Annotated in this window: 25 protein-coding genes; 9 read left to right on the top strand and 16 right to left on the bottom strand. The window is 38.8% G+C overall.

The features are described 5' to 3' along the window. Positions 1-93 precede the first annotated feature (93 nt). The gene (locus JFU24_RS19115) at positions 94-255 is read right to left on the bottom strand and encodes a YvrJ family protein (protein WP_082527571.1); all 162 of its coding nucleotides are present in this window, start codon (positions 253-255) and stop codon (positions 94-96) included. 156 nt (positions 256-411) lie between these two features. On the opposite strand from JFU24_RS19115, the gene JFU24_RS19110 reads away from it, so the two are divergent. Then, the gene (locus JFU24_RS19110) at positions 412-1,035 is read left to right on the top strand and encodes a sigma-70 family RNA polymerase sigma factor (protein ID WP_056525642.1); all 624 of its coding nucleotides are present in this window, start codon (positions 412-414) and stop codon (positions 1,033-1,035) included. Continuing rightward, entirely contained in the window at positions 1,028-1,246 is a 219-nt protein-coding gene (locus JFU24_RS19105; RefSeq protein ID WP_201222769.1) for a hypothetical protein, read from the top strand. Before JFU24_RS19110 ends, JFU24_RS19105 begins: the two co-directional genes overlap by 8 nt. Before the next feature lie 143 nt (positions 1,247-1,389). Here JFU24_RS19105 and JFU24_RS19100 read toward each other — a convergent pair whose 3' ends face one another. The 3 genes from JFU24_RS19100 to JFU24_RS19090 all read right to left on the bottom strand — a co-directional run bounded on the left by JFU24_RS19100 (position 1,390) and on the right by JFU24_RS19090 (position 5,734). Then, a complete protein-coding gene (locus tag JFU24_RS19100) occupies positions 1,390-3,753 on the bottom strand; it encodes a penicillin acylase family protein (RefSeq protein ID WP_201187135.1) in 2,364 nt (787 codons plus the stop codon). Between the two features lie 262 nt (positions 3,754-4,015). After that, positions 4,016-4,447 carry a hypothetical protein gene (locus tag JFU24_RS19095; protein WP_201250302.1) on the bottom strand — a complete coding sequence of 144 codons (432 nt, stop codon included), beginning with the start codon at positions 4,445-4,447 and terminating at the stop codon, positions 4,016-4,018. A gap of 420 nt (positions 4,448-4,867) precedes the next feature. Then, positions 4,868-5,734: an STAS domain-containing protein gene (locus tag JFU24_RS19090; RefSeq protein ID WP_201250301.1), complete on the bottom strand. Its 867-nt coding sequence runs from the start codon at positions 5,732-5,734 to the stop codon at positions 4,868-4,870. Positions 5,735-5,879: 145 nt separating this feature from the next. Here JFU24_RS19090 and JFU24_RS19085 point away from each other — a divergent pair, with 145 nt between their 5' ends. Then, positions 5,880-6,023, top strand: coding sequence for a hypothetical protein (locus tag JFU24_RS19085; protein WP_201187137.1), 144 nt, complete (start codon positions 5,880-5,882; stop codon positions 6,021-6,023). A 306-nt stretch (positions 6,024-6,329) separates the two neighbouring features. Here the strand turns inward: JFU24_RS19085 and JFU24_RS19080 are convergent, their stop codons facing one another. From JFU24_RS19080 to JFU24_RS19065, 4 genes are all read right to left on the bottom strand, one after another. Next, on the bottom strand, positions 6,330-6,668 hold the full coding sequence (locus JFU24_RS19080; RefSeq protein ID WP_201250300.1) for a hypothetical protein: 339 nt from the start codon (positions 6,666-6,668) through the stop codon (positions 6,330-6,332). An 89-nt stretch (positions 6,669-6,757) separates the two neighbouring features. Then, positions 6,758-7,951, bottom strand: a complete 1,194-nt coding sequence (locus JFU24_RS19075; RefSeq protein ID WP_201250299.1) for an MFS transporter — start codon at positions 7,949-7,951, stop codon at positions 6,758-6,760. A 148-nt stretch (positions 7,952-8,099) separates the two neighbouring features. Beyond that, positions 8,100-9,422 (bottom strand): APC family permease, encoded by a 1,323-nt coding sequence (locus tag JFU24_RS19070; RefSeq protein WP_201250298.1) that lies wholly within the window; start codon positions 9,420-9,422, stop codon positions 8,100-8,102. 374 nt (positions 9,423-9,796) lie between these two features. Beyond that, positions 9,797-10,624, bottom strand: coding sequence for an undecaprenyl-diphosphate phosphatase (locus tag JFU24_RS19065; protein WP_274608138.1), 828 nt, complete (start codon positions 10,622-10,624; stop codon positions 9,797-9,799). Positions 10,625-10,775: 151 nt separating this feature from the next. Between JFU24_RS19065 and JFU24_RS19060 the strand changes: the two genes are divergently transcribed. After that, positions 10,776-11,519 carry a glycerophosphodiester phosphodiesterase gene (locus tag JFU24_RS19060; protein ID WP_201222759.1) on the top strand — a complete coding sequence of 248 codons (744 nt, stop codon included), beginning with the start codon at positions 10,776-10,778 and terminating at the stop codon, positions 11,517-11,519. A gap of 63 nt (positions 11,520-11,582) precedes the next feature. Here the strand turns inward: JFU24_RS19060 and JFU24_RS19055 are convergent, their stop codons facing one another. Then, positions 11,583-11,786, bottom strand: a complete 204-nt coding sequence (locus JFU24_RS19055) for an alpha/beta-type small acid-soluble spore protein (RefSeq protein WP_053348762.1) — start codon at positions 11,784-11,786, stop codon at positions 11,583-11,585. 168 nt (positions 11,787-11,954) lie between these two features. Here JFU24_RS19055 and JFU24_RS19050 point away from each other — a divergent pair, with 168 nt between their 5' ends. Then, on the top strand, positions 11,955-13,241 hold the full coding sequence (locus tag JFU24_RS19050; protein WP_201187145.1) for a glycosyl hydrolase family 18 protein: 1,287 nt from the start codon (positions 11,955-11,957) through the stop codon (positions 13,239-13,241). A 442-nt stretch (positions 13,242-13,683) separates the two neighbouring features. Next, entirely contained in the window at positions 13,684-14,676 is a 993-nt protein-coding gene (locus JFU24_RS19045; protein WP_201187147.1) for a potassium channel family protein, read from the top strand. On the opposite strand, the gene JFU24_RS19040 is transcribed toward JFU24_RS19045, so the two are convergent. The 4 genes from JFU24_RS19040 to JFU24_RS19025 all read right to left on the bottom strand — a co-directional run bounded on the left by JFU24_RS19040 (position 14,673) and on the right by JFU24_RS19025 (position 18,292). Then, positions 14,673-15,077: a YugN-like family protein gene (locus JFU24_RS19040; RefSeq protein ID WP_056525664.1), complete on the bottom strand. Its 405-nt coding sequence runs from the start codon at positions 15,075-15,077 to the stop codon at positions 14,673-14,675. The two genes, JFU24_RS19045 and JFU24_RS19040, sit on opposite strands and share 4 nt — an antisense overlap. 71 nt (positions 15,078-15,148) lie before the next feature. Beyond that, positions 15,149-15,340 carry a hypothetical protein gene (locus JFU24_RS19035; protein ID WP_201187149.1) on the bottom strand — a complete coding sequence of 64 codons (192 nt, stop codon included), beginning with the start codon at positions 15,338-15,340 and terminating at the stop codon, positions 15,149-15,151. A 288-nt stretch (positions 15,341-15,628) separates the two neighbouring features. After that, entirely contained in the window at positions 15,629-16,975 is a 1,347-nt protein-coding gene (locus JFU24_RS19030; protein ID WP_201222755.1) for a glucose-6-phosphate isomerase, read from the bottom strand. 153 nt (positions 16,976-17,128) lie between these two features. Continuing rightward, the gene (locus JFU24_RS19025; RefSeq protein WP_201222753.1) at positions 17,129-18,292 is read right to left on the bottom strand and encodes an iron-containing alcohol dehydrogenase; all 1,164 of its coding nucleotides are present in this window, start codon (positions 18,290-18,292) and stop codon (positions 17,129-17,131) included. Between the two features lie 209 nt (positions 18,293-18,501). Between JFU24_RS19025 and JFU24_RS19020 the strand changes: the two genes are divergently transcribed. Continuing rightward, a complete protein-coding gene (locus JFU24_RS19020; RefSeq protein ID WP_056525676.1) occupies positions 18,502-18,735 on the top strand; it encodes a DUF378 domain-containing protein in 234 nt (77 codons plus the stop codon). Positions 18,736-19,222: 487 nt separating this feature from the next. Here JFU24_RS19020 and yugI read toward each other — a convergent pair whose 3' ends face one another. After that, a complete protein-coding gene (gene yugI, locus JFU24_RS19015; RefSeq protein ID WP_201187152.1) occupies positions 19,223-19,627 on the bottom strand; it encodes a S1 domain-containing post-transcriptional regulator GSP13 in 405 nt (134 codons plus the stop codon). Between the two features lie 482 nt (positions 19,628-20,109). On the opposite strand from yugI, the gene JFU24_RS19010 reads away from it, so the two are divergent. Beyond that, entirely contained in the window at positions 20,110-20,463 is a 354-nt protein-coding gene (locus tag JFU24_RS19010; RefSeq protein WP_053348755.1) for a helix-turn-helix domain-containing protein, read from the top strand. 164 nt (positions 20,464-20,627) lie between these two features. Here the strand turns inward: JFU24_RS19010 and JFU24_RS19005 are convergent, their stop codons facing one another. Continuing rightward, a complete protein-coding gene (locus JFU24_RS19005; RefSeq protein WP_056525678.1) occupies positions 20,628-21,794 on the bottom strand; it encodes an aminotransferase in 1,167 nt (388 codons plus the stop codon). After that, on the bottom strand, positions 21,791-22,291 hold the full coding sequence (locus JFU24_RS19000) for an Lrp/AsnC family transcriptional regulator (RefSeq protein ID WP_053348753.1): 501 nt from the start codon (positions 22,289-22,291) through the stop codon (positions 21,791-21,793). The genes JFU24_RS19005 and JFU24_RS19000 overlap by 4 nt, the downstream gene beginning before the upstream one ends. A 327-nt stretch (positions 22,292-22,618) precedes the next feature. Here JFU24_RS19000 and JFU24_RS18995 point away from each other — a divergent pair, with 327 nt between their 5' ends. Next, on the top strand, positions 22,619-23,464 hold the full coding sequence (locus tag JFU24_RS18995) for an alpha/beta fold hydrolase (RefSeq protein ID WP_201222751.1): 846 nt from the start codon (positions 22,619-22,621) through the stop codon (positions 23,462-23,464). Positions 23,465-23,490 lie beyond the last annotated feature (26 nt).

Genomic DNA, 23,490 nt, shown 5'->3' with positions numbered 1-23,490 from the left:
TCGTCCCGAATTCTTTATACCCGAATTTCGGATCCTCTTTTGTATAGAATCCGAAATTCGGTTTTCACTACCTAGCGACGTAACGTCCTGAGGTTATCGTTTCGTTTTATGAGCGGACTTTTTTAAGTTCTCGACGTCCGTTGTCAGTTCTTTTAATTTTTTACCGAAGCGGAAGAGCAAAAACATAGAAACGACGAATGGATAGCCAAAATCGCTAACTAATGACACCCACATAGTAGCATCCTCAATCATCATCCTCTTCACCCCTTTTCTTGTATCTGATATCTAAAGTGAAACTTGTTTCAGAAAATCAATCTAGCACTATTGATTTATGGTAAAAAGAACGAATGTTCTTATATAATTGATTTATTCCCCTTGTCTATCACTTTAATAATTAAAGGAGGGATAGCAATGAACAAGTTAACTTCTCATTTCTTTTCTCATTCATTAGAATTTTTACAACAGCATTATTCGTCATTCTTCGAACAGCCAATCATTCAATTATTTTTACAGAATCCAGAGCATTTAAAAATTTTCACTGATACTTTAGATTCCCCTTCTACACACAACATTGGTCATCTCAACGAGACCTTTAAAATTTTCTATTATCGGGCAAGAGTATACAAATACATGTGCTCTTTAATTTACTTCTTCTCAGTTGATTTTGATAAAAGAGCACGAAAACAACGGGAACGCTATCGAATGGTACTTGATGCGACACCAAAGGATACCGGAAGAATGATTGACCGAATTGGCAACTTGGATGGACGACTTGAAAAGATGGGGGAAACCGATGAACTATCCTCCCACATAAGTGATGAAAAATTGATAGAAGCCTTAAAAAATTTAACAACCAAGCAAAACCTGGTACTAACCATGGCCTTTACCTATGGACTATCCAACAAAGAAATTGCGGCTTATTTTCATGAGTCACCTCAGAATATTTCAAGCATACGTAAACAAGCTCTCAAAAAACTGCAAAAGTACTATATGAATGATGTTTATGATAGGAAGGAGAAAAGGTATTGTGGATAAAAAACTCTCAAAAGAAGAATTAATTGACCTAATTGATTCTTTGAATCCTAAAATAAAAAAATCATTAAAAAACACACATTATCAAGACAGAAATGACCTAGAGCAAGATATCAAACTCAAAATCATTGAATCATACGAAAAAATAGCCGCTATCGAAGCACCAAATTTCGAAGAGTTCCTTGCAGAATTCTTAACTAAACAAAAACGTTAAAAGAGTACCAAGTTCAGCTCATGCTGGACTTGGTACTCTTTTTTACCGCTGCCATGTATTGTGTCAATTAAGCACTTAATCGCATCACTCCAGTATCATAAAAAGCCTTACTTCTATCAAAGCAAGTAAGGTTACGCTAATTCTTATGGGTTTAATATCAGTTTATCGCCTTTTGGATGATCTAATACGGTTTTATGATAGGTTCCGTCAGTCCAATCATCAAGCTGATCGTGGTACCATTTGCTTTTAACGTTACCTGATTGACCCGGACCAACGAGATGGTAGCCTTGATTCATATCAGATAGATCGATGACAAAGCGCCATGAGCCTCCATGATTGACGGTTCCATCATCTAGAAATGCTGCTGCCTGTACGGTGACACTGCTGCCGCCGACTGGAATTCCACCTTCGTTGTTAAACAAATAATTCAACGGAGCAACACTCGATAGAGGATGGTTAAAGCGGACTTGGTGATAATCCCCCCACTCCCAATCAGCTATGTCGTTACCCTGTGATTTCTCCAGATCCTTCAATGTCTGTTGTAATGACTTTGCGAGTACTTGCTCAAGTCCGCCAGCTTCTTCTATCCAAGGACCTGGCTTCCCGTCCAGTGCCCGCCGCAGCAGTTCATCAATGGCGGATCGCCTTCCATTAAAGAGGTTGAGAGTTTCCTCAGGTATTTCATCCATTAGCAGAACTTCCCCTATCTTTTTCATCCAGACATTAAAAATCATCGGCGCTGCTGCATCTATAGAATCAATGTTATTCCATTTCTTCAGAATTCTTAAAGCTTGGTCTTCCTGTTTACCAGATGAGCCTTTCAACACCTCTAAAAATTGAGGGACAAACTCCTTAGCCTGTAGGTTTAACTGATCCATCTGCAGACTTTGCATATCCTCTGTGGTGAGCTTTTTATTAGCATGTAAAAACTCCTGGATCCTCATCTGACGGTATGGCTGCGCCCAGTTATTGCTGATATGGTAAGGATAATCATCGGATATAACCTTATTATTTGCTGTCGAAATAAATCCTGATTCTGGATTGATCGTTTTTGGGAGTTCATCGAACGGGATATAGCCTTTCCATTCATATTCATCGGTCCAACCAGGGACAGGTAACATACTATCCCCTTTTTTCCGAATTGGGATTTTCCCGTTCGCCTTATAAGCAATAGTCCCATCGACCGAAGCAAAGACAAAATTCTGTGCCGGCGTTTCAAATTTCAAGAGGGCTTTTTCGAATTCTTTCCAGTCTTTCGCTTTATTCATATTCAATACCGCTTCCAGCTCGGCAGATGGATCAAGTGCTGTCCACCTTAACGCAAGGACAGTATCTTTTCCACTTTTACCAGCAAACTCAGAGACAACCGGCCCATGGCGGGTAACCGTCACTTTATAATCGAGCGTCTTACCGTCCTTCACCTTGATCGGTTCGTCCAAGATATCAGCTTTTTCCCAATCATCTTTGTAAGCAAACTCATTCTCGTTTGCTGGATTTCTCTTTTCGATATACAGGTCCTGAACATCCGGCCCCGTATTGGTCACACCCCAGGCAACCTTTTCATTATGACCGAGAATGATTCCCGGAATCCCGGCAAAAATAACACCGCTCACATTGACAGTCGGAGCCTCCAGGTGCATTTGATACCAAACAGACGGGGTGGCTAAGCCTAGATGGGGATCATCCGCCAAAAGCGGCTGACCTGAATCTGTTTTCTTCCCCGAAACGACCCAATTATTGCTGCCGTTGAATTCATAAGGAATAACTGCCCCAGCAAAGCTTTTTTCAATATCAAGTTCGTCCTTGCTGATAATATAAGGAGCATCCTCTGGATAATTCGGGAATAAATCATACGCTTTTTCCTTTGAAAAAGTTTGCAGCAAATACTGTCTAAACGCTTGGTCTTCCCAATTCCCGCCCAAATCAAAGGCCATATATTTTCCTATAGTGAGAGAATCAACAGGTGTCCAGGGTTCTGGCTCATAGCCAAGTAAAGTGAACTCTACCGGCCAATTTCCGTTCTCCTTCAATTCATCGATATAGAGATTTACCCCTTCGGCAAACACATCCAAGGCTTCTTTCCCTTCACTTGTATACTCTGCATAGGAGGATTCAGCAGCCCGCCTCAACCCCAGCGTTCGAAAATATTTATCATTTTTAACTGTCTTCTCACCAATCACTTCACTTAATCTACCTGAAGCCTGGCGCCTGCTTAAATCCATTTGAAATAAACGATCTTGGGCCTGAATATACCCTTGCGCTAAATATAAATCATGATTATTTTCTGCCTTGATATGCGGTACCCCACTGGAATCCCTCACTACTGTAACCGGTTGCAAAAGACCGGATAGTAATATTTCACCCTTGGTTTCCGGCAGTGAGCGCGATAGAAATACGTTTGCTACAATCAAGATAGACAGCAAAAGTAAAATCAGAATTCCTAAACTCCATAGGACGCGTTTTCTCCACTTCCGTTTTGGTTTTTGCTGAGGTACGACAGCTTCCATTGCTACATCTCCCTTTCCCTTTAAAGCTCTCTTTCTTTCTACTTTAGTTATTCGCGTTTCTATCCATCTTTCCTACTACCTTCCTGATTTTCTCTATTTTTCCTGTTATCTATCAAATATGAAAAGGAATCAAGCATCATGTCAATTGGTATCACGATTTTTTAATGAGGAAAAGGAAATTCTTTTTCACAGTGTCGAAAAAGTCGCCCTGGGAATAAACAATAAAAAAACACACCGAAACAGAGTATCGGCGTGTTCAACATTATTTTGTAAGATATTCAATCGCATTGTCTACATCATCCGTATAATAAAGGGCCTTGTCAAAGTCGTGGGCCGCCTTTGTCTCTGCAACCATGTATTCAATCGGGGATATAAGACCAAAAAGCCTCTTCCATTTATGGGTTTTCTCCAGAAGCTTCCTTTCTCTTTTTATATCCACTGATTTGAATTCATTAATAATAAAACAAGGATCAGAAAATGTCGGGTATCGAAATCGTTCGTTCAAGGTTTGCAGTTTTTCTTCATCCCACTCTACCCTGACCAAATCCGATATGATTACAACATTTTCGACCGAATCGTGAATGCGTTTTATTAAAGCATCATATTCTTCATCTTGTAGCCCATGATCCGTCATGATTCCTATACTGTACCATTTTTTATTTGGATCCAGTTCATCCCTTTTCTTAAAAAGCACTATTTATCCACCGTCCCTTTATTTTACAGGCAGCTCTTGTTTTTGCGCTTTACTATATCCAATTTTTATTTTAACGCTTGCGCCCTGCTGCACTTCCAGTAGTACCCAACTCTCTTTGAATGTCCAATTATTAGGAAGAGAAGCAAGCATATGTAATCCGGCCATTTCATCTGGTCGATAAACTTCTATCCCCTTTGATCATTTACTAAATTTGTTTCATTTTTTACTATAACATGTTGAAATATTGCCATGATGATATAAAAATTCATTTTCACTTCAATCTACACAGGTAAAGTAAACCTAATTAATGATGCAGCATACAGGAACGGTAAGCAAAGCCAGTCAGTTCTATACCTCTGTTTATGGAATTTTTTTAAGCAGTACCATAAAAAAAGATACCCTCATTTTAAAAGGATACCTTCATTTCACCGGTTGAAGAGCCAGCCCTCTTTGCTTAAAGATATAATCCAGAGCCTGTCCGAATGATAGGAAGGATTTTACCCGATTAGCAAAATCAAGTTGGACAATTTGCCGAACCACATCCGGAGTAAAACCGACAAACATCGTTTCCGTTCCCATCAGCGACAGTGCTCCTACCAATTGATCAAGCAGCAAGAACATATTATTTTCCTTCGTAAAGGTAATGCCAGAGAAATCCAAGATCAAAACTTCTGCATGTAAATCTGCACATTTTTGGAGAACCGTCGATTGCATGGACTCCATTCTCCAATCATCCATACGGCCGATTAACGGTACGAGAAGAACGTCTTTGAAAATGGTCTGGACAATTGGTGTTGCCAATTCTTCCATAACTTCTTGATTTTCTTTAATTTTCTGCAATGATTCATTCGCCGCTGTGGCTATTTCTTTATAATAATTCACATAACTTATACTCACGCAATGAATGAACTGATCCAAGATTGCATCAATTATAGAACTTCCCTTTAATAAAATTTCAATGGAATAGTAGCGATTGCTTACTTCTTCTTCAATAAAACTCCAGAAAAGATTACGAACCAGCTGTATTTCCTCAATATGTTTATCCAAAGGAATACCCATATCCACGATTTGCTTTCCAATCTCCATACCCGTTTTTTTCATACTTTCCATTGCTTGAGATTTTCCATGAATTAACGCATCTGCATGAATTTGAATAAGCTGAGCCCGTACCTCTTTACTGATTTCCAAATTATAAAGAGATTCCTCTTCTTCAAACAACTCAATATGTTCCGCTAAAATATATTTGAATTTTTCTATTTTCTCACCAATCAATTTTAGTTCTTCCATGTAGGCCTCCCACACAGGGCTTTTTTCACATTTTATCAAATTATAATTAAAAAAAGAAATAAGATCCTAAAATTACCAATATGATAAAAGACGTTTACCTGAGTCTTCAAAAGGGTATTACGATATATGACATGGAGGGAATCCGATGAAAAAAAATCAACAAGACTATGAATCTGAGAACATGAGTGATTTAGTCGAACTCATAAATAGTAAAAACAACAAGCGTAGAATCTTAGATATACTTCAGCGCAATAAAAAGGACAAAAGTAAAAGTAAGAAAAAAAAATAAAAAACCCAGTCCATTATGGTCTGGGTTTTTAAATGGATTGGATAAAAAGCCAAACTTTAAACGTATGAATGATTGCATCTCATCCATTTCACCTTCTAATGTGCGTGGATGTTCAGCAAAAGCACTAATCTCTTCAATGGCCGCCGATTGTTCCCTTGTAGCAGTAAAAGCGTTTCACATCGCTGCTTCTTCCACAATTTTTTCGAAATTGGTTCGAAATTCATCAAAGTAAAAAAAAGCTGATTTTATTATTTAAACAAAATCAGCTTTACCGTTATTTTATGTATTCTGTGTGATTGACGAGCACTACCTTTTTCTTCGAATTTCCTTTACTTGTTTCCCATCAGAAGTAATATAGACTGTTTCATCAATTTTGTATGTTAAATAACGGTCACAATCAATTTCCAACGTTTTCCCATTGTTGAATTTCATTGCGCAATTGGATCCCTCTTCGGTTTCCGACACATCAATGACTTCGTTCGTCTTAAAACCGACCGCCTTGCCATCGGAAAAATGTGGGTAGTATTTTTCTACAATCTCTACCTTTTCCAAACGACTTGGACTTGTTAAGTATACAACGAATAATATAATTAAAACGGCTACTAAGCCAATGAGAATTACAGCTTTTTGTTTCACTCTATCCACTACCCTCTTCTCTTATCAATCTATTATTCTTTATCCGTTTTCACTAGATTATATTCAGAAATTCGGCAAATATGATAGAAAAGATACTTTTATTGAGCGATTTTCACCTTTTCAACCATCATGGCACACACGGCAGCGAGAATGATTAGGATGGATACTGCTGAAATGACCCCGCTCCAGCCGAACTTCATCAGAAATAGTCCACCCGATGCCCCTACGACACTAGACCCTGCATAGTAAAACAAAAGGTATAAAGAGGAGGCTTGTGCCTTCTCACTTTTTTTAGCTAACCTTCCGACCCAACTGCTCGCAATTGAATGAGCTCCAAAAAAACCAAATGTAAAAAGTGCCAGACCCATTATTTTTAATAAAAGTGGGCCTAATAAGGTTAAAAGGGCACCCATTAGCATGATGGCTATTCCGGAAAGAAGAACGATCCTCCGACTAAATTGGTCCGCCAACTTTCCCATCCACGTTGAACTAAATGTCCCAACGAGATAGATAATAAAAATGAAACCAATCAATGTCTGTGATAAATGATACGGCGGTCCCATTAATGGTATACCTACAAAGTTATAAACAGTCACAAACGAGCCCATTAATAAGAATGCCATGCCGAATAAGAGTACTAGTCTAGTATTCCTTAAGTTGTTAATAAGTGAATTTTTAATTCTCGACAACGATATTTTATTGCGAACAGCATGCTGTGAAGGAGGAAGCATCCACCAAAAGGCTAGACTAATAATCAAACTCAAAGCCCCAAGACTACCTATCGCTATATTCCATGAGAAATGATCAGTCAGCACTCCTACAATGAGCCTGCCCGCCAGTCCGCCGATACTCGAACCGCTCACGTATATTCCCATCACATAGCCCAGACTTTTCGGATGAAATTCTTCACTGATATAGGCCATTGCTATCGCGGGGAAACCTGCAAGCACCGCTCCTTGAACCGCTCTGATTGCGATCAAGATGTATAGGTCGTCTTGAATAAAGCTGACACATATAGATAACAATGCAGACAACGTGAGCGCTGTACCCATTATCCTTTTCCTATCGATATTTTCAGAGAAAAAGGAAACTAGCAATAAACAAATGGCAAGTGTCCCTGTAGCGAAAGATAGTGTCAGGCTTGCCACCGCTGGGGAGACTCCGAATTGTTTTGCGAATACCGGAATGACTGGTTGAGTACTATATAAATCAGCAAATGTTACAAAGCTTCCAAGAAATAAAGCCAAGATTGTCTTTCTGAATGATTTACCAGCAGGCTCAATATAATTCACTGTTGTTCAAACCTTTCAATATTAAACTTTCTCTTATGTTAATACTATCTGCCTGAGTTGTCTATTTCGCCATAAGTTGTTGAACGGAAAAATTTTAGATTCAATTTAAAAAAACCTTCACCGCACAAGTGAAGGGTTTCTTAAATCATTAATTTGATTGCTTCTCATTCCGCTCACTTTTTGTAAGCAACCAGTATACCGGCATACCAACGATCACAATAATTACCGAGTAAAGAGCATCTAACGGTGTATCAATTAATGTGCTCACAACAATATAAACTGCACCAGCAATTGCAATAATAGGAACTAACGGATAAAAAGGCACTTTATACGTTTTTGCATCCGGGTCTTTTTTGCGTAAGATGAAGACTGCAAAGAAGGCTAGCCCATAAAAACTAAAGACAGAGAATATTGCCATATTGGTAAGTTTGTCGGGATTTGTTACAACCATCAAGATAATCGCTATGACCACTTGTAAAATGGTTGCATTAATAGGTGTTTTAAACTTAGGAGATATTTTACTGATTTGTTTATGACCAGGCATCATTTTATTATCCGCCATTGCTAGTGTTATACGCGGAAAGGTTAGAAGTTTCCCGTTCAAACAACCAAAAATTGAAACCAATATTCCGATCGCTATTAATTTCCCACCCAATTCTCCAAAAAGAAGTGTGGCCGCAACGTTTGCTGCATTTGTTCCATTAGCTATAATACCCTCTGCACCCAATACATGTAGCATAGCAAGGTTTACAGCTAAGTAAGCAACCATGACCACAAGAATTCCCGTAATAATCGCTCGTGGCAAATTTTTCTGTGGATTTTTCATTTCGCCTGCCATGAAGCCGACATTCATCCAGCCGTCATATGCCCAAAGTGTAGCCAAAATGGCACCGGCCATACTGATTTTCATTGAACTTTCACTATCTATATTGAATACAGGCATCTCACCTTGTGCAATTCCGAATACTGCAATGAAAATAATCGGAATCAATTTACCAACCGTCGATAATGCTTGTATCATACCGCCGTATTTCGTCCCTAGCAGATTCATACCGGCTAAAAATACAATCGTTAGAATTCCTATAAACAATGTATAATCCGTAGAGATATTAAATAGCCCTACCACTAACAACCCAAAATATAAACTGAGTGCGCCCATAACTGCAGGACCATATACTAATGTTTGAACCCAGCCGCACAGAAATCCCCATACTTTTCCGTACACTTCCTCTAAATAGACATATAAACCACCCGTTTTAGGAATGCGTGTACTTACTTCAGCAATTGTCAATCCGCTAGCTAGTGTAATTAAACCACCAATCAACCAAGCTAATAAAGCCATTGTTGAATTACCACTTAACTCAAGCACGTCACCAGGCTTCATGAAAATACCAGAGCCGATAACTGTACCAACTACAATAGATGTTCCAACCCAAAAGCCAATCGTTTTCTTCAATTGGTCATTCCCCATGATGTCCTCCCGACGTGTACACATGTACTTATTTTATACTAAAATTATATCATAAAAATTATTCGGGAATAGTTTATGCAATAGTTGGAATATTACATCATCGTCTGAAACTGTTGGTGTTCCTGCACTGAGAGCGTTTTATAAAAATTTATTTATTTTTTTCTAATTCTGAATTAGATACCTTAAAACCGAATATTTTTTTTACATTTAGGAATTAAACGATTATTTACCGACTAATTGCGAATTAAAAATTTTTTTATTATAAAATCGTTCGCTATATTTAAGGGGAACTTTCGCATTATTTTAAAAAAATACAAAAAAACCACCCCTGATAAAAGGGATGGATGTGATATTCCTTAAGGATTAAGTTCGTATTACCAAAAAATAAACATAAGCACAACTGCCACGACAATCCGATAGATGGCAAAAGGAGTCAATTTAACTTTATTGATTAAAACCAAGAAAAAGCGGATACAGAATAACGCAAAAATAAATGCGCTGATAAAGCCTGCGATAAAAAATGGCAGAACTTCAGGTGTGAAAATATCCCAATATTTTATAATTTTCAACAAACTGGCACCAGCCATGATTGGAACTGCCATGATAAAAGTGAAATCAGAAGCCGCCCGGTAGCTCATACCTAATAGCACACCGCCTGATATCGTTGAACCTGAGCGGGAAAATCCCGGCCATAGGGACAAACATTGAATTAACCCGACCCCAAGGGCTTGTTTATAAGTAATTTGATCAACCGTTTCAGCAGTCATCTTTGGACGGAATTTATCAGCAGCAATCATCAATAATGCGCCCAAGATTAATCCAACGATAACCGTCTTCATCTTAAATAAGTTTTCATCAATATAATCTTCAAACAATAAACCTAATACGCCAGCCGGTAACAATCCGACGAGTATCTGCAATAGGTTGAGCTTTTGTCCCCCTGGAGCAGATGGGTTTTTCATTTTCCTTAAACCAAGCAAGTCCATGAATCGACCCCAGAAGAGAACGACTACAGCAAGAATCGATCCAAGCTGGATTACAACTTTAAATGCATTGGCCACTTCACTTCCAAAAAGCTCGTTCGATTTCAGCCATATGTCATCAACAATAATCATATGCCCTGTAGATGATACAGGAGCAAATTCAGTTAATCCTTCTACTAGTCCAAGGATAACCGCTACAAAGATTTCCCACATATTCATTATTTTCACCTCATAATTCGCACACCTATTTATGGAAATACCATTAGTATTGTACTAGTTGTTTAATATATTGTCTATTAAACATTGCTGAAAGAAATTTGGGGTACATGTATGATAGGTATAAAGATAAATTCTAAAAGGAGTGATGAACTTGAAAAACATCCAAATTTTCGCCCATAGAGGGTCCAAAGGAACACATCCTGAAAATACTATGGCCGCTTTTAAAGAGGCAGCACGAATCGGGGCTGAGGGAATTGAGTTTGACGTCCATCTTAGTTCAGATGGAGAAATGATCGTTATCCATGACGAAACACTTGACCGAACTACTTCCCTTTTAGGTTATGTAAAAGATTGTTCAGCACAAAAATTGAAAACAGCAGATGCTGGGAGCAAATTTTCTGAGGAATTCCAAGGAGAGCCGATTCCTTTTTTAAAAGAAATTTTCGACTGGGCTATAGATAATACAATGTTGATGAATATCGAAATCAAAACGGATAAGCTCCCATATGAAGGAATTGAACAGAAAATTGTTGATTTAATTCGTCAGTACCGATTGGAAAATCGTGTGATTCTGTCCTCCTTCAATCATCAATCAATTGAGAAAGTGAAGAAGCTGGCTCCTGAAATCGAGCGGGCCTTATTGTTTGAGGGACTGCCTGAGAACATCGAAGAAATCTTAAGCGCAAAAAAAGAAGCTGGGTTCCACCCTGATAGAAACAGCCTGACTGAAACTATTAATCACTATGCGAAAAAACTTGGATACAAAGTCCGGCCATGGGTCGCCAATAATAAAGCTGACATTATCAGGCTCGCTGAAATGGATGTCGATGTGATTATGACGGACTTTCCTGAAAAGGCAATCAAGACCTTAAAAGCTTGGCAAACGAGCGACTAAAATAATGCGAAAGAGAAGGAGGACGATGCTCCTTCTCTTCCTAATCCATTTTTATTCAGTTAATTAACGAGAATATCCGCCTAATTGTTGTTCAGCCATTTGCACTAAACGTTTTGTAATTTCTCCACCAACAGATCCGTTAGCACGAGCAGTAGTGTCGGCACCTAAGTTTACGCCAAATTCACTAGCGATTTCATTCTTCATTTGTTGTAGAGCTTGCTCTGCACCAGCTACTACTAGTTGATTGCTGCTATTGTTGTTTGCCATGTGTTTTTCACCTCCTACTAATATTAATTAGCATTTTTAGCTTAAATTATTATTGCCAATTTATTGAATTATTTTATCTTTACGTTCCCTTCAATCCAAAGCTCTTTATCATGAATTTCTTTTTAGGCTCATAAACTGTTAGGAAACTTTCAGTAGGAGGGAAAAGAATTGCAAATTCATGTGGTTAGGCCTGGCCAGACGTTATTTGGCATCGCCCAGACGTATAGCGTAAGCGTTGACCGGCTCGTGGAAACAAATAAGATCCCTAACCCAAATAATCTTGTTACGGGGCAGGCCCTTGTCATTCCAATTGTCGGCAGTTATTATTTCGTGCAATCCGGCGATAGTTTATCTTCGATATCTAAAAAAGTTGGTGTCCCTGTTCAAGAATTGGCAAATATAAATGGTATTTCCGAAAATCAATCTTTATCCGTTGGATACCGTCTCTACATTCCTGCACAAAAGAAAAGGACAGCTGAATTTAATGGCTATGTCGAGCCGCGGGGCACGACCGTCGCACCTGCCCTTGAGACAGCTGCAAGGGAAGCTGCGCCCTATTTAACCTATTTAGCTCCTTTCAGCTTTCAGGCGCTTCGTGACGGCTCCTTAAAGGAGCCATTGCTCAACAACTTTCCTACCATTGCCAAAGAAAATAAAAATGTATTAATGATGGTAATCACGAATCAGGAAAATGACCAATTCAGCGATGAGCTCGGGCAAATCATCTTAACGAATACTTCCGTTCAGAATAAGTTCCTGAACAACATCGTTGCAACTGCGAAGAAATATGGTTTCCGGGATATCCACTTTGACTTTGAGTTTTTACGGCCGTCTGATAAAGAAGCCTATAATCAATTTCTCCGAAAAGCCAAGGAACGTTTCAAAAAAGAAGGATGGTTCATATCAACTGCACTAGCCCCGAAAACAAGTGCAGAGCAAAAAGGACGCTGGTATGAAGCGCATGACTATAAAGCGCATGGTGAAATTGTCGACTTTGTTATCATCATGACATATGAATGGGGATATAGCGGCGGGCCCGCAATGGCTGTATCACCAATAGGCCCTGTCCGCGATGTTCTCGAATATGCCATCACGGATATTCCAGCCAACAAAATCCTGATGGGGCAAAATCTATATGGCTATGATTGGACATTGCCCTTTGTGCAGGGTTCCATTGCCAAGGCCATCAGTCCACAGCAGGCCATCCAGATTGCAGCAACCAATAACGTATCAATCGAGTATGATGAAAAAGCGCAGGCTCCTCATTTTAGATATACAGACGTTGAGGATAAACAGCATGAGGTCTGGTTTGAAGATGCCCGATCTATTCAGGCAAAGTTTGATTTAATCAAAGAATTGAATCTAAGAGGTATGAGTTATTGGAAGCTCGGTCTAGCCTTCCCTCAAAACTGGCTTCTTATAAGCGATAACTTTAACGTACGAAGAAGGGTTTGAATCACCAATCGTAAAACTTTCAGGAATATCGCGGAAAGTGCTTGCATATAATCTAACATCGAGCATAAAGTCCAGTTCCAGGATACGTGACTCATCTATAAAAGCCTTCCGTCGTTTAACGGAAGGCTTTTATCATTTTTCCTCCTTAATCGCCTACTGAAGCTTAGGTTTTTAATCTTTTTGATATCAGTCTCGACAAAATCAAGGAATCCATCAAGAAATTTTTCAGTTTGCATTATGAACCCTTGATCTAGAAGGTACTTTGGATCCAATGTCGTCATAATACCCAGGTTTTCACCCTCAGATTCTTCTATACTCCTTGTTACTATAATGAAAAATTTTTTTCATTAGAGGGACTCATTCAAAATTTGTCCAGCCAATCCTTATGAGCTATTCCTTTTTTGTCCATACTAAAAAGGTACATCTAGGGGGTGTGAAAAACATGATTCGAATCAAACCATTCAATACCGTCTTTCCAAGAATTCCGCGATTTATTAGATTGCTTTCTATCATCGCGCTATTTTTACTCTCATTTGGTATACTGATTCATCTAGTTGAGCCACGGAATTTCCCTACCCTACTTGATGGTATCTATTGGGCAATCGTAACTATGTCAACGGTAGGGTATGGAGATTACACTCCAATGACGGATATTGGAAAGATCATTGGAATATTCCTCATTTTGTCAGGTGCCGGCCTGGTCACTTCTTATTTTGCTCAAATTGCTAAAATGTCTATCTCCAATGAAAGGCAATATCTAACAGGAAAAAAGGAGTTCTCTAGTGGAGGACATATTATCATCGTTGGCTGGAATGGTCGTTCTAAAAGAATCATCAGTGACATTCATGATAGTAAGCACCATCAAGCTATTGTCCTGATAGATGATACGTTACAAAAGCACCCGCTTCCCAGAACAAATATCCACTTTATACAAGGAAAAGCAACCTTAGATTCCGTTTTGAAACAAGCTAATATAAAACAAGCCATACGAGTTCTTATCACTGCTGATCTAAAGCAAAATGAACTTCAAACCGACATGTTCTCGATTTTAACGTTACTAGCGGTCAAAGGACTAAATCCGAATGTGTATTGTCTAGTAGAAATTTTAACGCAGGAACAAAAGGAAAATGCTTTACGAGCTGGGGCAGACGGTATCGTAGAAACAAATAAGTTTGCAAGTGAATATATGCAGGATTGTTTATGGAAAGGGATGGCAGGAGAGTTTGAAGAGAAAATAGAAAAGTGGAGTTTGAACATTAAACAGCTGCCCACTCATATCGAATGGACAGGTTTGTCGTTCAAAGAATTGAGCGTTAAGTTATTTGATAAAAACATTTTATTAGTCGGTATCATTTCAGGAGGCGAGACAATTATCAAACCCCCTGCAGATATAATCATTCATCATAATGACACCCTACTAATCATTGAAGATTAATGTATTAAAAGCTTTTCCAAATCATGGACTAGTGATTTTCCGTATGAGATATAGTTCTCCGGGAACTCCGCATCTGGATTTTCCGGTTCAGCAAACTGATTGAAGGAGGCTGCAATGTTACCTATATTTCCTTCATCGTCAGTACCATCCTCGTACTTATGAGATAACAAAAACGGTTGTAAAAGTTCTACCATCACCCCATCCGTATCAAGAGACCCATCAACAGCCTTGAAAGGAATTCTTAAAAATTGATAACCATCACTGTCATCCATTTTATAATCAAAAGATCCATGGTCATAGTCCCAGCCTCCGCCTATCACATAGCCTTCTGGTTTTAACTTCGTCTCCAGATCAAATAAACCGAATGTTTTCCCTTCCAACTCAGAAGATATTTTAATCATTGTAAAAACCTCTTTCGCTAATTTTTTATTAGCATAACCAAAAAGGCTTTAAAAAAACCTGAGGATTACTACTATTCCTCCCTCGTTTGAGCATAGAGGAGATTAGCTTTGTCACTGATTTCCAAGCTATCCCCACTCTTTTTCGTAGTCTCTTCACCTTTATTGCTTCTTTTGTCTCGTCCATTTGCAATAGATGTATTTGTCTCAATTTGCTGCTTTTCTTGTTGCAGCTGCTGGACCTTCTGCTGCATTGCTTCAGCCATTTCATCCGATAGGTAAGCTTCCTGAATATCACCCTAGAGCTCACTCCTCTGTTTCTCAAGCACTTTGATGGCACTGAGAAGCTACCCATTGCAGAACTTGTAGAACCTAATATGTCGTCGATGATACTTGCATCATAATCCCTCACTTCTATATTAATATTGTGATTACCATTATCAGGGATGTATTTTAACTTCCCCTTGATTTACATTTACTAAAATTAGATAAAAACAAAAAAGGTATCAAGCTTGGACAGTGTAATCCAGCTTGATACCTTTTTTAATAAATGCTTATAGGCGCTGTTCGAGCTCCTCTTTTTTCTTTTCATAACCTGGTTTACCTAGAAGGGCAAACATGTTCACCTTATACGCTTCCACTCCAGGCTGATCAAATGGATTGACCCCTAGTAGGTAACCGCTCATCGCACAAGCTTTCTCGAAGAAATATACGAGATAGCCAAATGTATACGCATCCAGCTGCGGCACCGATAAAATCAGATTTGGAACACCACCGTCTGTATGAGCTAACAGCGTACCTTCGAAAGCTTTATTATTGACAAATTGCACCGTTTCTCCCGCCAAATAATTCAAACCATCCAAGTCATTGTCCGCTTCCTCAATTAAAATTTCATGACGAGCTTTTTCCACTTTGATGACCGTTTCAAAAAGATCGCGGCGTCCTTCCTGAACATACTGTCCTAATGAATGCAGGTCAGTTGAAAAGTTGGCGGATGCAGGGAAAATTCCTTTTTGGTCTTTCCCTTCACTCTCTCCGAATAACTGCTTCCACCACTCGGAAAAGTACTGAAGTCCAGGCTCATAGTTTATCAGCATTTCAATAGTCTTACCTTTATTGTATAGAACGTTGCGGACCACTGCATACTGGTATGCCTGATTATCAGCTAGCTCAGAAGAACTGAAGTCCACTCTTGCATGTTCGGCACCCTCCATGATTTGGTCGATATCTGCACCGCTCACTGCAATTGGAAGCAACCCTACTGCTGTTAATACTGAATAACGGCCACCAACATCATCTGGAATAACGAAGGTTTGGAAGCCCTCTTCAGTTGCTACCGTTTTTAAAGCGCCCTTTTCTTTATCAGTGGTCGCATAAATCCGGCCTTTCGCTTCTTCGACACCATATTTTTGTTCGAGCAGTTTCCGGAAAATTCGGAACGCAAGAGCAGGTTCAGTTGTCGTGCCCGATTTTGAAATTACATTGATGGAGAAATCCTTATCCGCCAATAAATCCATAACATCTTGCATATATGTAGAGCTGATATTGTTACCGACAAATATAATTTGTGGTGTATTTCTTTTGTCCGAATGCAAAAGATTATAAAAACTATGTTGAAGCATCTCAATGGCAGCACGTGCCCCTAAGTAGGATCCGCCAATTCCGATAACCAATAACACATCTGAATCATCTTTTATTTTAGCGGCTGCTTTTTTAATCCTTGAGAATTCTTCCTTATCATAATTAGCAGGTAAATCAATCCAGCCAAGATACTCATTGCCTGCCCCTGTCTGTTCATGCAGAGAATGGTGTGCCACTTTTACAGCATCCTGTAAATAAGTCATTTCATGCTTTCCAAAAAACGGTAGAGCCTTTGAATAATCGAAATGTAAATGGGCCAAGCCAATTCCTCCTCTAATTTTAAGATTCTCTTTCACTTTATCTGATGTATTAATCATAATCAAGGAATCGATAAAGTAAACATCAGATTATACCCTTCGTTTAAGAATTTCTCCCACCATTTGTGATGGGAGAACTCAGCTTTATAACTCGAATTATAACGAAGCCCGTAAAATGGCAAGAACATCTTCGCGATTCAACACTTTAAATTGGCCAAAATCTCCTCTGCTCATGGCTTTATCGGCCATGATCTCTAACTGCGAGTCGTCGATACCATAATCCGCAAGACGTGTCGGCGCCCCTAAGCTGCTCCAAAATGTACGAAGTCGTTCAATGCCCTCAAGCGCAGCTTCCTCATCCGTTTTACCATTCGGATCTACATTAAATACGCGGACTGCAACCTGCTTGAAACGGTTGACATTTTCATGGAGCACATGTTTCATCCAATTTGGAAATAGGATAGCCAATCCTCCAGCATGGGGGATATCATATACCGCCGAAACTGCATGTTCAATATTATGTGTAGCCCAATCGCCGTTGTAACCAACCCCTAGAGATCCGTTTAAGGCAAGTGTTCCCGCATATAATACCGTAGACCGGTGCTCATAATTCTCCAGGTCTTCCAATAGCTTTGGAGCCGTTTCGATGACCGTCAACAAGAGAGATTCACAAAAGCGGTCCTGAAGAGGTGCATGGGTTTCTGGATGAAAATATGATTCAAACACATGTGACATCATATCAACCATTCCGTAGACCGTTTGATTTTTTGGAACCGAAAAAGTATTTACGGGATCTAAAATGGAGAATTGCGGATAAACTAAAGGACTTCCCCATCCGTATTTCTCTTTCGTTTCCCAATTTGTTATGACAGAACCTGGATTTGCTTCAGAACCAGTTGCGGCTATAGTCAGCACTGTGCCAAACGGAAGGGCTTCATTCACTGGTGCCTTTTTAATTACGAGATCCCATGGGTCTCCCTTATATTTCGCACCTGCAACAATGGCCTTTGTAGCGTCAATAACGCTTCCTCCGCCAACTGCAAGTACAAAGTCGATTTGATGCTCCTTACAAAGCTCCACACCTTTACGGACTGTAGAAATGCGTGGATTCGGTTCAACTCCGGCAAGTTCATGTACTTCCGCATTAATCTCCCTTAATGCTGTGATTACCTTATCATACAGACCATTTTTCTTTATACTTCCACCGCCGTATACAAGTAACACTTTATCACCAAAGGGTGGAATTTCTGTTTTTAGACTTTCAAGCTGATTTTTCCCAAAAATTAATTTAGTAGGATTTTTATAAGTAAAATTCTCCAATACATTCTCTCCTTTTATGACACATTGTCCTCTTTTTCAGGCCACAATATCCACCTCTTGGGCAATGGTGAGTTTTTGCTTTTCTTCATTATGCCGAAAGTTCCATATAAATACAAAGTATCCGTTCGGAAGTTTTGTCCGGATGTATATTTGCATGGTGAAAAAGCATGATAAATAAAGAACTACTTATTAAAAAAGGAGGCTGTACAATGAGTGGAATACAAAGAACTGCACTTGTTTTTACAATTATCGGTGCCGTGAATTGGGGATTAATCGGGTTTTTCCAATTCGATTTAGTTGCTTCTATCTTCGGCGGACAAGATGCTGCATTGGCTCGTATCGTTTATGGAATAGTAGGAATTGCCGGTCTTATTAACCTTGGTCTTCTCTTCAAACCAAGTCCTGAAGTTTCAAGAGAGCCTGAAGCTAAGCCAACTCGTTGAAAGTCTTAGGTCTATAGATAATTTGTTTGTCCTATAAATAAAGCCGGTCCATGATAACCTCATGCCCCGGCTTTATTTTAATTAATACTTTTTTTCAATGCGTTCAAAGTCCTAATCAATTTCTGGCTTATCAATTACATCGGAGTACAAATCGAATGATGTTTTCGCATTTTCTTACAGCTTTACAGAGTTTATATATCCGACTTCAATTCTTCTTCAATCACAAGCAAACATTTTCCACCTGACTTAATTTATCAGTAATAAAAACAAGTGGAATTCATCTCTATATTTCGTATTGGAGAGCGGCATGGCTGTCGTCGTCCGACCATGAAAGTTCCCGATAGAAGCAATTATTTTCACCGTTCAAACAGAGATAACCCGCACTTTGGCGAGTTGATGATTTGAATATGAAGGGTCGAAATGCTATATGAAAATGCTAATAAGCACAAAAAAACCGACTGATCAAAGGATCTGTCGGTTAAAAAAATTATTTTTTGATTAGGTCTTCGCGTTGAGATTGCTCAATCCAAGCTTGAAGTTTGTCTTTCAAAGAGTTGAAGCCTTCAGTAGATTCGATGTGAGATGTTGCTTTAACAGATGCTTGGCGTTTTTTCGGAGCTTTTTTCGGAGCTTCAGTACGCTCAGGAGCTTCTTCTGTTGCGCGGATCGATAAGCCAATTTTTCCAGCAGCTGAATCGATAGAAAGCACTTTAACTTTTACTTCATCGCCCACTTTTAAATGTTCGTTAATATCTTTTACGAATCCGTGAGTAATTTCAGAAATATGAACTAAACCTTGAGTTGAATCATCTAGAGCAACAAATGCACCGTATGGTTGAATACCAGTTACTTTGCCAGTAACTACCGCACCAATTTCGAATTTTTCAGACATGGTAACACTCCTATTTTATATATATTTTTTCGTCTTTTCACGCAATAAAAAATTATATCACATAATTGGAAAATAATCAAAGTTAAGTATATCATACTTTTTAGGTTTTTACTCAATAAAAATGTTTGTTTTTTGGAAATACTTATTATTATAAGATTGTTATTTATAACTTAACCTAAAAATATGCAATTAAACATGATTTCCTTTAACATATTCACTTATTTTTCTAAAGATTGTAATTTTAAAACACTACCTAATGTTGAAGAGTTTGGTTTTTCTTGATTCGCTACATCGTACCAATCATGAATATCCCCGTGTTTCTCAAGTCGATAAATCTAATGTAACATCCCAAATACGCCGCTTCGATATTTTCTCGATGTGGCGTTTTTTCACAAAACATACATATTCATTCACTTTACTTATACTATAATATGGTAAAATAATCATATAAAGAATATTTCCTGATAAAGGAGTGCTTGACAATGTCAAATATCGCGAAGAACATCCGTCAGTACCGAGAAGATCATAACCTCACTCAGCAGGAACTGGCTTTAAAATTACGTATTGGCACCAAGAAAATTGAAATGTATGAATCAGGTGAGTCAGTCCCTGATACACAAACCATTTTGCGGCTTTCTACCGTTCTTGATATTCCAGCTTCAGAATTTTTAAAAGTTAGTCCAACAGTGAATGCCGCTGGTGTTGACGAGGAAATCGAAAAGCTAATTGAGGAGATTGGAACCGAAAAGGCAATACTTATCCTAAGAACAGCTAAAGATTTTAGTGAAGAGCAAATTCTGAATGTTATGAATAAATTATATAACACACAAACTTAATTAAAAAAATGCTGGTTGCACATGTATTTTTTTCCAAATTATCGGATATACTATGATTAACACTTTCTATGTTAATCCATTAGATTAACTCTTTTTTCTAATTCCCCCTATGGAAAAGGGATCCGTCGTAAGTAACGACAGGATCCCTATTTTTTTGCTTTTATTCAACAATGATTCTTCATGAAACGTTCCATTCTTTTCAGTGCTTCTTGAAGATGCTCCATGGAAGAAGCGTAAGAACAGCGGATATGCCCTTCACCGCTTTCTCCAAATACATCTCCCGGCACAACAGCAACTAGTTCTTCCTTCAGAAGTCTTTCTGCAAATTCCATCGAAGTCATCCCTGTTTTTTCGATAGATGGAAAAGCATAAAAGGCCCCTCCTGGTTTATGACAGTCCAGACCGATGTCATTGAACGATTTCACTATATAATTCCTTCTTCTTCGATAACTCCTTCGCATCTCTTCCACATCTTGCATCCCGTGCTTTAATGCTTCCAATGCTGCATGCTGCGCCATAGTTGGGGCACACATCATCGCATATTGGTGAAGCTTCAGCATTGCTTCAGAAATTTCTTTAGGCGCACATACAAATCCTAGACGCCATCCAGTCATCGCAAAACCTTTAGAAAATCCATTGATTACGATTGTACGTTCCATCATGCCATCAATAGCTGCAAAAGAAGTGAATACCTCATCATAAGCAAGCTCCGCATAGATTTCATCGGAAATAACTAGTAAATCATGTTTTTTAACGATATCAGCAAGCATCACTAATTCTGCCTGCTCAAGTTGAGTACCTGTAGGGTTATTCGGCGAACAGATTAAAACGGCCTTCGTTTTAGGAGTAATCGCCGCTTCAAGTTGTTCGGGTGTTAACTTAAAGTCATCATCCTTAGAGGTTTGAACCGTGACTGGAATCCCCCCTGCCATGGTCACTAGGGGTGCATAGGCGACAAAACAAGGTTCGACGACGATAACTTCTTCACCTGGATTCAAAATAGTTCTCAGCGTAATATCGAGCGCCTGGCTTGCTCCAACCGTTACAATAATTTGATCCTCAGGTCTATACGAAACATGGAACTGCTTCTCCATATATTTGCTGATCTCTGACCTTAATTCAAATAATCCGGCATTAGCTGTATATGAGGTATATCCTTCCTCCAATGAGTTGATAGCTGCTTCCCTTACTGCCCATGATGTAACGAAATCTGGTTCACCTACACCAAGTGAGACGACACCCTCCAAATTGGCAGCCAAGTCGAAGAAGCGGCGAATTCCTGATGGTTTTAGCTCTGCAATCGTCCTTGAAACATAACTCGTTTTAATCATGGTGACACCACTATCCGCTTATCTTCTTCAGTTTGATCAAATATAGTGCCGTCATGCTTGTATTTTTTCATAATAAAGTGAGTCGTAGTAGATATAACAGAATCAAGTGTCGAAAGTTTTTCTGATACAAAGCTTGCCACTTCATTCATCGAACGTCCCTCGACGATGACGGAAAGATCATAGGCTCCAGACATTAAATAGACGGACTCTACTTCTTTAAACCGGTAAATTCGTTTTGCGACCTCATCGAAACCAACACCGCGTTTTGGTGTAACTTTTACATCAATCATCGCAGTGACACCATGGTATTCATCCACTTTTGCCCAGTTAATAACTGTTAAATAACGGACAATCACACGCATGTCTTCTAATTTTTTTAATGTTACTTCAATGTCCGCTTCTGATAACTCGGTCATTTTCGCCAAATCCTTCAGATCAATCCGGCTGTTATTTTCAATGATTCTCAAGACTTCCAATTCCTCTTCATTCAAGTGCATTGGAAAACCCCCCTTTTGGAATTCACTAATTTAGACGTGATGTTTGGCTGGCAGATAGTCTGATGAATTACCTTATTAGACTTTTATAGAATCAAGTACGACAATATAAATTAATAAGTCCTATTCTGTCAGGATAAACTTACACTATTATATCAAAATTGATTGAAAACCTGTTATAGTAATTGTCTTTTTTCATGGTTATTATTACAATTACTGTTATGCAACAGCGTTAAAGGACAGAATTTTTGGATTTTCAGGGAAAATCTGTGATTGAGACAATATCTCTTTTTATTTAGATGAGAAATAATAATAGAGAAGGAGCTTTATATGGAAGGTCACACAATTAAAGGCATCGAACAGGTGGGAAATATTGATATCTATTTTGAATATGATCAAATTAATGATTCCTTTCCGACCCTTGTATTACTGCATGGGTTTTTATCATCCAGCTTCAGCTTCCGTAAATTAGTACCTTATTTAATCCAAGATTTCAATGTAATCTCGATAGATCTTCCTCCATTCGGTCAAAGCGGGAAAGCTTATCGATATACATATTCTTTCCAGAATATCGCCAAATCCGTTGTCCAGTTTTTAGAAGGCAAAAACATCAGGAAATTTAGTATCATCGGGCACTCTATGGGTGGCCAGGTTTCCTTGCAACTCATTAAATCACATCCGGACCTGGTCGAACATGCCATTCTCCTTGCCGGTTCAGGCTATCAGCCTAGCTATTCAGAAAAAATGAAGATGATTAGCTATCTGCCTTTCTTTTCGTTCGGAATAAAACGGTATCTACAAAAGTCGGGGATAGAAAAGAACTTGAAAAACGTTGTTCATAATCAAGCCATGATTGATGATGAAATGCGGCAAGGCTATCTAGAACCATTCATTAAGAAGCATGATATATTTCGTGCGCTAGGAAGGATGCTACGCGATAAGGAAGTCGATTTATTAGAGGAGGACCTTTATTCGATTCAAACGCCTTGTCTGCTTGTTTGGGGTCGGCATGATAAAGTAGTACCCCTGAAGATTGGTGAAAGGTTACATAAAGACCTTCCTAATTCAAAACTTGCCGTCTTAGAAAATTCAGGACATCTGCTTCCAGAGGAGAATCCCGAAGAAGTGTATCACTTAATTAAGGAATTTTTAAGGACACCGACTATCCAAACATAAAAGAGGATGACCCTTATTTCGGGTCA

This window comes from Peribacillus sp. TH27 (assembly GCF_016650915.1).
Classification (GTDB): Bacteria; Bacillota; Bacilli; order Bacillales; family DSM-1321; genus Peribacillus; species Peribacillus butanolivorans.
This window is presented reverse-complemented; position numbering and strand designations above follow the sequence as displayed.